The following is a 12,101-nucleotide window of genomic DNA, read 5'->3' on the forward strand; positions in this document are numbered from 1 at the left end:
GCTCTAATTATACAACTTTTCTGTTTAGCGGTCAAAGCGGAACTTCAACAGGCTTTCTATCAGTTGCCTGACGATATGCTCCTGCATATCCGTGTTAATCTGTCCGTCCATTTTCGCACAAGAGCGGACATATCCCGCATAATGGGATAGGACGGCGGCAACAGCTTCCGGGTCGCCCTCGCTTGCCTTAACGATTGTCTCATAGGGAAGTAGCTGGCTCATAGGACAAACCCTCCAACTCTGCCCGTAGCCGCCGTAAAATCATCTGAATACGCCGCCCGGTTGTGTTGCCAGCCCGTCCATATCTCCGTCCAATCTCCCTATGCGTCAATCGTTGGAAGTAGTACAAGAAAATGATTTCCTGTTCCATCTGTGATAGTGCGGACAGGGCTGCGGCAAGCTCTGGACTTTCCAAAAGCACCATCTGACCACAGACGAAAAGCGGATAGCTGGTCATGCCGGATTGCTCCGCAAAGTATTTATCTGTGGTACTGAATGGATAGTGTTTTTCTTCTATCAGATATTCAAGCGAGATTTCCCGCTTGCGGCGGCTCCGTATGCTCCGGGCTGCGTCTATGGCAGCGTGGCGAATAACAGTCTTGCAAAAGGCATCGTGTGTATGCCGGATATGTTCTTGATACTTTTCGTGTTCGGTCATGGAAAATCCCCCTTTCTGAATAATGGCAGAGGGCGGCAGCATCTTGTGCTGTCGCCCTCTTGATTACCGAACAGCAAAGACGGGCGGGGCTGTCAACGGCGGCGCATTTGCGCCGTTCATCTTGACCGTTGACAGGCTCGGCTGGGTTTGCTATCTGCTCACGGCAATTCACTCTCATTGATAGGAATTGCCTCAAGTTCCGTATTCAAATTGTTCCAATAAGAGCCGATATCCGCACTTGTGAAATACTTAAAACCGCCTGCTGCTGACTTCAATTCGCCGTTTTTAACCCCATAGCAGGCGTAAATCAAATCGTAGCTTGTTCCATCTGAGAGGTTAAATCTAAAGCTGGTCACATCTGCTCCGGCAGTTTCCTCAGTCGTTTTGTCTTTTAGGGATAAGCCCTTGAACTTATCATACAGGGTCTTTATATCATTTTCAGCAACAACTACTTTCTTTTCTGCTGATTCAGGCACTCCGTCATAGTGGTACATTTCAACGTTTTCGACATCTTCAACCTCAAATGGGAAGTCGATTTTGACAGGCTCATAAGCAATGTTTATAGGTAACAGAAAGAGAGCTGTAAAAATTGCAATGATACAAAGAGCGATGGAAACGAGAACAGCAATCGTTATCTTTTTTCTGCCTCTCTGCTTTTCTTTTGCCTCATGGCGCATAATAACGCTTTCGCTTTCTTCGTGAAGAACATCTTCGCTCGTGTGAGAAAGCAATTTCTGATAAATTGCGTTACAGTCAGCACAGGCGTTCAAATGCTCTTTTACCATCTCTGCGCTTGCTTCGCTGCAAGCACCGTCAACATACAGCGGAAGAATATCTCGAACAATATCGCATTGTTTACTCATGCTTTTCATCCATCCTTTCTTGAATTTTTAGCTTTGCACGATGATAAGTAACTCTCGCCCATGATTCTGTTTTTCCAAAAATTGCAGCGATTTGTGAAAAAGATAGTTCCCCGAATACGCGAAGCTGAAAGACTTCTTTGTATGGTTCTTCCAAACGGTGAAGAACGAGGTGTATGCGGAACGCCATGTCAGAATCTGCAACTGAGTTCTCAACATTTTCATTTGATGGCAAGTCATTGATTTCACTCACATCAGCTACTCGCTGACGGCTTCGCATTTCATCATGGTAAAGGTTTTTTGCTATGGAGCAGAGCCATGTCAATTCATCTGACTTACCTTTGAATTGTGATGTTGTAGAAACAGCCTTATAGAATGTGTTCTGCGTGATTTCCTCTGCTATCTCACGATTTTTGGCAAGAGAAATAGTATACGAGTATACCTGTAAATAGTAGGCTTTATAGAGCTTTTCATAGTCCATACTTGTCATCACCTCCTTCAGCTTCATAGGTTAGACGGAGAAATCGGAATTTCGTTACAAAGAAGTTTGAAATTTTTATACCTTTACGCTACTCTTGCTTTCTGCGGACTATTGGTAGACGCGCATTAACGGCAAGCAAAGAGATTGCTGTGTCAGCTTGATATGTTCAAATGCTAATTAAGTATAGCATACAGCTATGAATTTTTCTATTGCGTTCCCCTGACTTCGGAATAGTGGCAGGACTGGCTGTCTTTGTTTTGCTTTGTGCTTCTCTACCGTACATGAGCATTGGAGCCGGGATTGTCGGAACCATAACCTTCCAGCAGGTTCACGACGCCCCACACGCCAAGGCCAGCGCCCAGGGCCACAACAAGAGTCTGCAAAGTAGTGATTGCGGAACTGAAAAACTGCATAAAACCTCCATTCTCCGGGGATTGCCCGGCCATAAAATAAACCGCCGTTTCCGGCGGCGGGTGGTATGGGACACTTTGTCCCAAAGGAATTGATGGGGGAATCTATCTTAAAAGGCGTCCGGGTCGTCCACATCGTCATAGTTGAGGATGTCCTCGTCCTCTTCCGTGAGAGGGATCGGCTCGTCCACCTGGAACACCTCGCACACCTCGTCCAGACCGGGCCGCCGCCTGCGGCGGATCAGCTTGTCCAGGTCAAAGGCGTTGCGCTTTTTGTCCGCCTCCGCCGTAAACTTGTAGTTGGGGTGGCGTTTCAGATCGTACTTGGGGGAATAAAACGGCGGCAGGCCCCGGAGCTGCAGGATGCACTTGTCACCGGGCATGGTGGCAAGCTCGCTGGGGGTCATCAGCTCCCGGCCCAGCCGCTGGGTATTGAGGTTGTAGCTCTCGGACTGGCCCTTGGAGCGCCCGTCCGTCTGCATATAGATGGTAGCCTTACCCAGCCAGTTTTCCGAGATTTCCTTGATGGTGGAGCTCTCCCGGCCCCCCAGGAATACCACGGAATCCATATTGCCTAAGATGGTTTCCGCGTGTTTGTCGTAGATGGCCTTACACTGAGCAAGCTGCTGGTAAAAGAGGGTCAGGCTCACCTCCCGGGAACGGATGACGGCCACCAGCTTTTCCAGGTTGGGCACCTGTCCCGTGTTGGCCGCCTCGTCCCACAGCACCCGAACATGGTGGGGCAGGCGGCCCCCATACTTGTTGTCTGCCCGCTCACACAACAGGTTGAACATCTGCGAGAACGCCAGCGCCACAAGAAAATTGTAGGTGCTGTCCGTGTCGCTGATGAGGAAGAAAGCAGCCGTTTTCCGATCTCCCAGCTTGTCCAGCTCCAGCTCGTCATAGGCCATGATCTCCCGGAGCTGGGGGATGTCAAAGGGGGCAAGGCGGGCCCCGCAGCTTATCAAAATGCTCTTGGCCGTCTTGCCGCTGGCCAGCTTGTACTTCTTATACTGCTTGACGGCAAAGCAATCCGGCTTGCGCTTTTCCAGGCCCTTGAACATATAGTCCACAGCGTTCATGTAGTCCTCGTCGTTCTCCTTCACCTCCATGCCGGAGATCATGTCCACCAAAGTATTCATGTTTCTGTCCTCCGGCGGGCCCTCGAAGATGATATAGGCGATGAGGGCGCAGTAGAGCAGGGTCTCGGATTTCGTCCAGAATGGATCGCTCTCCTTGCCCTCGCCCTTGGTGTTGGAAATGAGGGTGTTGACGAACTTCAAGATGTCCGCCTCGTTGCGGACGTAGGCCAGGGGGTTATAGTGCATGGACTTGGAGAAGTCGATGGAATTGAATACCTTGATTTTGTACCCCTTCCGCTGGAGAAAGCGCCCTACCTGGGACAAGGTGCCGCCCTTGGGGTCTACCACCACATAGGACGAATGAGCCTGGAGCAGTTGGGGGGTCAGCCAGAACCGGGTCTTGCCGGAGCCGGACGAGCCCACCACACAGGCGTTGAGGTTGCGGGCGTTGGCGGGGTTTTTGGGCCGGGTGTTCATGGTAAGCAGCTCCGTCCCGGTGAGAATGACGTTGTTCTCGAACTTGGGGTCGGTGAAAGGCTTTATATCCTCCGCCGTGCCCCACCGGGCGCTGCCGTACTCTTCATCCCGGCGATATTTTTTCGCCTTCTTTGCCTTGGCGTAGACCACCAGCCGGAGCGCCGCAGCCCCGGCGATCCCCACCAGCCAGTCAAAGGGGTGGAGCCCAGGGGCGAAGTCGGCAAAGGCCGGGCCGATGGTCTGGCCCAGGCCGATGAGTTTATGGGCGAAGTCCGCGCCGGGGGCCAGCCGGTAGGCGGTGCCGAGTTTCAGAAAGGCCCACAGGATGAACAGATAGGGCAGGTTGGGTAAAAGGATTTTCTTGACGTTACCGATCTTCACGCGCCGCCTCCTTCACCCGTTCCTGCTCACGGTGGGGCTGCTGCCGCACCTGCTCCTGGGCATTTTTGAGCTGCTCCAGGATGGGCGTCTTGTGGGATTTCCCACGGCGCAGCACCAGATGGGAATACTCCGAGAAACAGGCGGAAATAGCGTCCGCCTGACCGGATTTGAAGAACAACAGGTATTTTCCCTCTTTGGTCTTGTAGAAAGCGTAGTCCACATTCATTTTGCGGGCCACCCGGTCAAAGAGGGCCGGGGCCTCCACGGGGGCGCTGTTCGTGTTTGCGCCGTGGGCCATCAGTTTCCGCACCGTCTGCCTGCCGTGGGGTGTTTGGTGGGCTTGGTGCGCCTTGCGAATCTGCCGCCCAGCCGCCCGCAGCGCCAGGGCCAGCGTCCGGGTCGTCAGCTTGCCCGCCTTGAAATAGACCGCTATGGTGCGCCGGGACACTTCCTCGTCTACCAGTCAATCACCTCCTCCAGATATGACAAAAGCCCCTTGGGACAAAGTGTCCCATAGGGCTACCGCTCCTCCCGCCCCGGCTCCGGGGCGGGCTTGCCGCGCTGGGCAGCGGCCTTGTCGCTCACCTCCTGATAGGCCGCCATCTGTTCGCGGATCGAGAGCTTGGGCAGAGAAAACACGCGATGTTCGTCCGGGATGTCGTCCAGACCGGAGTAATGCTCCACGAATGAACCGTTATTGTTGATTACATAGCCGCCGGGGCAGAAAGAACCGCCCTCATTGATCCGGGCGTCCCGCCCGTATGCCTCATAGTCAATGTAGTCCACCAGATGCTCCGGTATCTGGATCGCCTCAAATTCCTGGAGATACATACGCCCCAGCTCCTCCTCGCTGTCAATGCCTGGGTATAATTCGTAGCAATCCAGGTTTTGCGTCAGATTGATTAAATCTTTGACGCCGCCGGAAAACTCTCCGCTGAATAGAACCGCCTTGAATTTCTCCAGGTCGCCCTCATCCAGCTCGGAGATCAGGCAGGCCAGATGGTTGAGTTCGTCGATGTTCTCATACTCGCCCATGTAATCGGTCAGATCGTCTATATCGCTCTCGAAGTCGGTGAGGAAAAATTCCTCATACCGCACCCCGTCCACACCAATACGCTTAAAAAGAGCCTGCACCTCCTCAGTGGTGGTGGGGAATTTCAGATATTCGCCCACCAGCTCGCCCTCATTGTACTTGCCCAGGTTGGTGACATACGCCTCGAAAAGTACGTCCATCAGCGTTTCCCCTGGCCCTTCACCGTCAAAATGCCCTCCAGGGTGGTGGCGGTGATGCCAAGCCGCTGGGCGATGGCAATATCGTTTTTCATTTCCTCGGTGACGATATGGCCGCAGACCACCAGCACGCGGGAGCGCCGGAGCAGGTCGCGGCCAATGTCGATGCCGTCCTTGTGCTCCTGGGGCACCGGATCGTTGAGGAACAGGGGCAGGAACAGCGCCGGGCAGATGGGGGCATAGCCCGCCTCATAGACGGCCCGGCAATACTGCGCCGCCTGCTCCGCGTTTTCCGCAATGTCGCCCTTCCAGGGGGCGGTGATATAAGCAAGGGGTCTTTTCATGTTGCAAAACCTCCGTATTCTATAATGTAGATGTTCCTGTGAATCGTTCAGCCCACCCCCATCCCCGCCCATTCATGGGCGGGGTGTGGCTCTGGAGGATATACCCCCGCCGCGCCGCGTGAGATAGCACAGCCGGGGCGGGCCGTCAAGGGCAAGCCGCCGCAGAGCGGCGGGGCGTTCCGCCCCCTTGACCGCCCACTCCCGCCTGTGCCGGGATAACGGCGGCGACGGGGGATATATACCGCCAGAGCTCCGGGATAGACGCGCACAAAAGCCCTTGGGACAAAGTGTCTCAGGGCTGCTTATTTCTCCTGCCAGACCTCGGGATCGCCGGACACGTCCGCCTCGTGGTGGTTGGACGCCTCCAGAATGTCATAGTAGGCCCAATGGCCGCTGGACACGTCCGGGAACCGCACCAGCCCACGGGGGCCGCTGGCGATATAGTCCTGGTCGGCCTCGCGCCCCAGCAGGCGGTTGACGATGGTAACGACTTCAGCGCGGGAGATTTCATCCTCCGGCTGGAACGTGCCGTCCCCATAGCCTACCACCCAGCCGTGCCGGGCGGCGTCCTCGATGTACCCAGCCGCCCAATGGCCGGGGGACACATCCCAAAAGTCCTGGTAGTCCTCCATGATCTCCTGGTCGCCGTCCCCGTAGGCGTCGAAGAACCGAACCGCCATCGCGGTGAACTCGGCGCGGGAAATGGGCTCGTCCCCGTGGAACAGGCCGTCGGTGTAGCCCACGGCGATGCCGTAGCGGGTCAGGTAGGACACATACCCGGCGTACCATGCGTCGGGGGACACGTCCGGGAAAGTGGCCGTCGTGGGGGCGGAGATGGGTTCGCCCAGGCGCTGGGAAAGCAGGCGGGCAAAGATGGTGGCCGCCTCGCTGCGGCGCATACTCCGGCCCGGCCCAAAGGTGCCGTCGGTATAGCCCACCACATAGGCCCCGTGGGTCTCCAGCTCCGCCACCTCGGGCACGGTGAGCTGGCCCGCCTCATCGGTTTCGCCGCTTTCCCGCTGGCCCAGGTCGCCCTTCACGATGACGGAAAGACCCTCCTGGGGCTGGCGCTCATGGTCGGTAACGGTGACGGTGATACGGTTGGCCTCGTCCATGTCCTCGCCGTCCGGCAGGGTGACAGTGATATTGCCCGTGGAGCCGATGGAGATACCGGCGTCAGGTATGGGACGTTTTGTCTCATAGTCCTCCACCTTCACGGTGAGGGTGTGGCGGTTGCCGTCGGCGTCCTCCCAGCCCACGGTGCCCTTGCCGTCCTCATTGGTGGAATCCGAGCCGCCGGGGACAGTGAGCTGCCCGGCGGAATCCGTCTTGCCGCTGCTGGAATTGCCGTTGCGGTCAGTGACGGCGATGCCCATACCTACCACCGGGGACTCGTCCTTGACGAGCTGGACGCGGATGGTGGTCTGGTCGGCGTAGTCCAGCAGGCGGCCAGAGGGCAGCCGGATGGACAGGGACTCATCCGCGTGGAGCGTGACGGTGGCCCCGGCCACGGGATTTTTGGTATCGGTGTCGCTGACCGTCACCAGATAGCCGCCCACAATGGCCTCGCCGTGTTCGTCCGTGGTGGATTGATTGTAGATTTTCTCGATTTCCTCAGTTTCCAGCGTTTCCCCGCAGACCTCGCACTCCTTATGCCGGGAACCTTCGGAATCTGTGGTGGGCTCCTTGTCCACGATCCAGTCGCTGGGGGTGTGGCCGGTGGGGTCGGTATAGTCCCCCTCATAGCTGTCCCCGCAGCGGGAGCAGGTGTAGGTGGTATGGCCCATGCCCTCGCAGGTGGGCGCGATCACTTCCTCCTGGTAGTCGTGGCCCAGGGCGTTGGCAATCACGGCCCCGCACTTCTCGCAAAGCTGGGGCTCGGTGCAGGTAGCGGGAGCGCCGGGCACATGGCCCGCCGCCGCATCGCCCTCCAGACGGGTGGCCCCGCAGCGGACACAAGTGTACTCGGTCATACCCTCGCCGGTGCAGGTGGCATCGGTGATTTCCTTGCCCTCGTCCCAGCTATGGCCCAGGGGGTCGGTGTAGTCCGTGATAAAGCTGGAGCCGCAGCCCTCACAGAGATGGATGGTCTTGCCGCCGCCCTCACAGGTGGCCGGGGTGGTCTTGCTCACATAGTTGTGGGCCAGGGCCGGGGTGATGTCCTCGATATGGCGCTCCCCGCAGACCGCGCACTCCCGCAGGGTGTAGCCGGGGCTGGTGCAGGTTGCGGAGATGGTGGAAATAGAGAACTCATGCTCCCCCTGGGGGATGGAGGTCTCCTTGGTATCGCCGCACCGCTGGCAGATGTCCAGGGTCTTGCCGGGCACCTCGCAGGTGGCCTCCCGGATGACGGAACTCTGGTAGGCGTGGCCCAAGGCCGCCTCATAGTCCCGCTTTTCAATCATGCCGCACTCCACACAGAGATAGCGGTCATAGCCCAGGGTCAGGCAGGTGGGGTCTACGCTATCCAGCAACGTCCAGTTGTGGTTCTCGCCGCAACCCTTGTCCTCGCAACAGCAGCCGTCACAATCCGGGTCTTGGCAGCCGCAGTCGGGATTGCCACAGCCGCAGGAGCAGGAGCCGTCCTCGGTGGTGGTTTCGTCACGGAGATGTACAAAGGCCACGCCGTCCTCCACCATATTGGTGTCCTTAAAGGTGTAGGTGATTTCATAATACACGGGATAATCCCCCGCCTCCGTGTAGTTGGGGGCCGAAGTCAGGGTGCAGGAGCCCGCCTCGTTGCCGTAGCGGATGGCGGTGGTAACGCCCGCGTCGGAGAGGTCTGACACGGTGACGGTGTGGGGCTGGCCGTCCACCACGCCGAAGTAGTCCGCCACGACGCTCTTTGCGGCGGTGTAGGCGGTTTCGGAATAGCCGCAATCGGCGCAGGTGTCCATTTCCACAAAGCGGTCATGGGCCAGCTCCGGGCGGATACTGCCCTCCATGTGGTGGCGCTCCAAGGTGGAATTTTCCTCCTTGAACGTGCCATAGCAGAACGCGCAATACTCCCCGCTGGTAGTGGTGACGTGGTGATACTCGCTGTCCACCTGCTCGATGGCCTGCGTTTCCGGCAGTTCCTCAAAGAAATCCGCTGCGCAGTCATAGAGCCAATACACATTTTTACCACAGGAGTAATTGGTGGCCCCCATGTTGGTATTGAACGTGCCGCAAGTCTGGCACACCGCTTTCGTCCAGTGGTAGCCGGTGTAGTAGGCATCCTTGCCGGGGGTGCCGTCCAGCAGGTCGCCCTTGCTCTCCCCGTCCAGGCAAGTGCCGTCTGAATACTTGACGTTGCGGGTCAGGGCTGTTTCCCTGTTGCGGGTGTACTCCGGCACGCGGAACACTTCAAACGAAGTGGCCTGCCCGCACTCGCAGCAGTTAAATGTTTCAATCGTCACCACCGAATTGGCGTCCAGTTCGTTGGTACGGTTGAGCGCCTCCATCCAATTCTCTGCCGGATCGTGATAGTTGTCCTCCTGAGCGGCAAAGGCGCTGGGCACCATGCCGATGCACAGCACCAGGGCCAGCAGCAGCGCCATGAGCCGCCGGGGGGTATGATGATAAATGTTCAAAATCGCACCTCCTAATATAATGTAGAAATGAAAAAAGCCCTTGGGACAAAGTGTCCCAAAGGCTTACTTCTCCAGTCCCGCCTTCTTCTCGGGCGGTTGCTTTTCCTTCCACTCGTCCAGCAGGGCCATGATCTGATCCTTCATCTGCCGGGGTGTGACTTCCTTGCCGAAATACTTATTGAGTTCCTCTGTGCTGATAATCACTTGATCGACCTCCTTCTTTTCCTCACTTAAAATCCCATCAATGACATCTCCGTTGAGCAGGCCCTTTTCATCCAGCTCACGGAGCTTTTTGGCCTGAGATACAGAGGGGGACGCCTGCTCCCCCTCAATGGACACCGCGATGAGCCGCTGGTTTTTGGGCCGGATATAGGATAGCTCCACAGCGGGGGTAAAGCCGATTTTCTTTGCAGGCTTGCCGTCCGCGTTCATCGCAGTGCCGTCCACCATATCTTTCAGTTCCTGTACCAAGTAGTTCAAGCGGATCAGCCGTATGACCTTTTTATAATTCAGGCCGTTTCGTGCTCCCACAATTTCCGTTGACCGCTTTCCAATATCGCCCTTGGCAACATTTTGGAGTTTAACCCCCCGGTGGGAAATGGCATCCACCTGCTGTTGGAGTGCTTTGGCTTTCTCCGTGGGGAGGATATGATCCCGGTGCCGCAGGTTATCGTCTGTCATGGCGAGAATGGCCTCGTCATCCGTCATTTCACGGACAATGCAGGGCATATTCCGAAAACCGGCCAGCTCACTGGCCTTCTGGCGGCGGTGGCCCGCGATGATCTCATAGCCGCCACCCTCACGGGGACGGACAAGGGCGGGCTGGTTCACGCCGCCGGTCTTGACGCTCTCCACCAGGGATTGCATCTCCGTATCCTCCCGCACCTTGAAAGGGTGATCCTTAAAGGCGTGAAGCTCAGAGAGGTCAAGGTAAACAACCTCCTCCTTGGTAGCGCGGGTAGCGTCCTTCAGCCCAAAGGCGGCCTCTACATCTGCGGTAGGGGTATCCACCTCAACAGCAGGAGCACCGGCGGCAGCGCCGCCCCCGGGAGTGTCCCGCTCAGGGGCAGCCTTGCCGCGCTTGCCTCGGGACACTTTGTCCCGAACCTTGCCCGATGGATCATCCTTATCCTGAGTGGCCTCCTTGGGCTTACGGCCACCACGGCGGGGCTTGTCCGCCTTTTCCTCATGCTCCGGTCTTTTCTCCTTGGGGGGACGGTTCTGGCGCTTGGGGGCAGGCTCCTCCTGGGCCGGTTCCTCCGGGCTCTTGTCCATACCTTCTGGCTGTGGAGTGGCGGCCTTCTCCTGCTCGATGGCCGCCCGCGCCTCCTGGTTGCGCTTGGAGATGAGTTCGCTGATTTGCTCAAAGGACACTACTACCTCGCCCTCCTCGCCGGGGGCAGGGGGCTCCGGCTCAGGTTCAACCATAGCGGAATCACCAGCAGCGGGCTCCGCCGGTTCCGGCTGCTCCGGCTCCGAGATGTCAACTTGGGGCGGAGTGTCCCCACCGGGGGCCTCCAGCACAGGTTCAGCCACAGCGGGCTCGTCAACGGCGGCATCCGCCACTTCCGGCTGTTCCGGCTCCGGGCCGTCCACCTGGGGTGGGGCGTCCCCGTCGGGGGCCTCCGGCTCAGGTTCAGCCACAGCGGGATCACCAGCAGCGGGCTCCGCCGGTTCTACCACTTCCGGCTCCGGGGCAGCGGCCTCGGGCGAGGTGTCCACGGCGGCCTGTTCCATGACCTCGGGCTCGGCGGCATTGACCTCCTCCGTGCCGCCATTCACTTTTTCGTCTGCCATTCAATTCCTCCTCGTTTTTTGATTTTTGGAGTGTTGCACAAATTTTTGCCCGAAAATTTTATACCTACTTTTTCTGATTTTCACCTCCTCAGACCTCTCCCGCCACGCAGAAACGCCGCCCGAAAGTCTCCTCGGACGGCGTTCTGCGTAATGTGATAGGTCTTTTTTATTTTCTTAGGCCCGCAAAGCCTTGATATTGCAGGGTTCCTATTATGATTTAATCATACGGATACCGCCCACCTTGCAAAGGACGGTTACGCCAATCTTCAATGTGGACATACGCCTTCTTGTTCAGCTCACTGATGGTGGAGGGAGACACCTTGCTACCCCACAGAGCCTCGGTAATATCCTCTACACGCCGAACGGATACGCCTGCCAGGTACATCTCAATGAGAGCCTCTTCTACACTGCTTTCCCGGCGGCGATACCGCTCGATGATGGCAGTTTCAAAAGAGATACCCTTGAGCTTAGGCACCTTCAAGGTAACATCCCCGGAAGTGGTGGTGAGGTTTCGGCTATAGTGGCCGCTGCGGTAGCCCTGCCGCTGCTCATTACGCTCGTACCGAGCAGCCTGAGTCAACTTCTCCGCCTCGGCCTCCAGCAACTCGTTGAGGGTTTCCTCTACACTGCCTCGCACCAACTCCTTGAGCTGCCCCTTGATAACTTCCTCGTTTAGCTGTACAATCTTCTCGGACATGGTTTGCTGTCTCCTTTCAGAATGGTGTGTCGCAACTTCATTCTACCAGAGACCTGCAAACCATGTCTCTTTTTATCCACTTTTCAATTTGCGAAACTTATTCTACCTTATC

Annotated in this window: 10 protein-coding genes and 2 pseudogenes; all 12 read right to left on the bottom strand. The window is 57.1% G+C overall.

Going from position 1 to position 12,101, the window contains the following annotated elements; all coding sequences use genetic code 11:
* Positions 1-24 precede the first annotated feature (24 nt).
* Entirely contained in the window at positions 25-222 is a 198-nt protein-coding gene (locus tag DWX58_RS14725; RefSeq protein ID WP_005921293.1) for a helix-turn-helix domain-containing protein, read from the bottom strand.
* Positions 200-700 carry a sigma factor-like helix-turn-helix DNA-binding protein gene (locus DWX58_RS14730; protein WP_004853592.1) on the bottom strand — a complete coding sequence of 167 codons (501 nt, stop codon included), beginning with the start codon at positions 698-700 and terminating at the stop codon, positions 200-202. Before DWX58_RS14730 ends, DWX58_RS14725 begins: the two co-directional genes overlap by 23 nt.
* A gap of 116 nt (positions 701-816) precedes the next feature.
* Positions 817-1,521, bottom strand: a complete 705-nt coding sequence (locus DWX58_RS14735; protein ID WP_005921297.1) for a zf-HC2 domain-containing protein — start codon at positions 1,519-1,521, stop codon at positions 817-819.
* The gene (locus DWX58_RS14740; protein ID WP_003533443.1) at positions 1,514-2,026 is read right to left on the bottom strand and encodes an RNA polymerase sigma factor; all 513 of its coding nucleotides are present in this window, start codon (positions 2,024-2,026) and stop codon (positions 1,514-1,516) included. The genes DWX58_RS14735 and DWX58_RS14740 overlap by 8 nt, the downstream gene beginning before the upstream one ends.
* A 257-nt stretch (positions 2,027-2,283) precedes the next feature.
* Positions 2,284-2,412, bottom strand: a pseudogene (locus tag DWX58_RS14745) (Maff2 family protein); the annotation flags it as partial.
* Between the two features lie 107 nt (positions 2,413-2,519).
* The gene (locus tag DWX58_RS14750) at positions 2,520-4,349 is read right to left on the bottom strand and encodes a VirD4-like conjugal transfer protein, CD1115 family (protein WP_118645243.1); all 1,830 of its coding nucleotides are present in this window, start codon (positions 4,347-4,349) and stop codon (positions 2,520-2,522) included.
* Positions 4,336-4,755 carry a PcfB family protein gene (locus tag DWX58_RS14755; protein WP_243093561.1) on the bottom strand — a complete coding sequence of 140 codons (420 nt, stop codon included), beginning with the start codon at positions 4,753-4,755 and terminating at the stop codon, positions 4,336-4,338. The genes DWX58_RS14750 and DWX58_RS14755 overlap by 14 nt, the downstream gene beginning before the upstream one ends.
* Before the next feature lie 113 nt (positions 4,756-4,868).
* A complete protein-coding gene (locus tag DWX58_RS14760) occupies positions 4,869-5,582 on the bottom strand; it encodes an antirestriction protein ArdA (protein ID WP_118645249.1) in 714 nt (237 codons plus the stop codon).
* The gene (locus DWX58_RS14765) at positions 5,582-5,923 is read right to left on the bottom strand and encodes a hypothetical protein (RefSeq protein ID WP_118645252.1); all 342 of its coding nucleotides are present in this window, start codon (positions 5,921-5,923) and stop codon (positions 5,582-5,584) included. Before DWX58_RS14765 ends, DWX58_RS14760 begins: the two co-directional genes overlap by 1 nt.
* 302 nt (positions 5,924-6,225) lie before the next feature.
* Complete coding sequence (locus DWX58_RS14770) at positions 6,226-9,495, bottom strand: S-layer homology domain-containing protein (RefSeq protein WP_243093554.1); 3,270 nt, start codon at positions 9,493-9,495, stop codon at positions 6,226-6,228.
* 63 nt (positions 9,496-9,558) lie between these two features.
* Positions 9,559-11,292, bottom strand: coding sequence for a ParB/RepB/Spo0J family partition protein (locus DWX58_RS14775; RefSeq protein ID WP_243093557.1), 1,734 nt, complete (start codon positions 11,290-11,292; stop codon positions 9,559-9,561).
* Positions 11,293-11,515: 223 nt separating this feature from the next.
* Positions 11,516-11,989 (bottom strand): annotated as a pseudogene (locus DWX58_RS14780) (transposase); the annotation flags it as partial.
* Between the last annotated feature and the right edge of the window lie 112 nt (positions 11,990-12,101).

The organism is Pseudoflavonifractor sp. AF19-9AC (assembly GCF_003478995.1).
GTDB lineage: Bacteria > Bacillota > Clostridia > Oscillospirales > Oscillospiraceae > Lawsonibacter.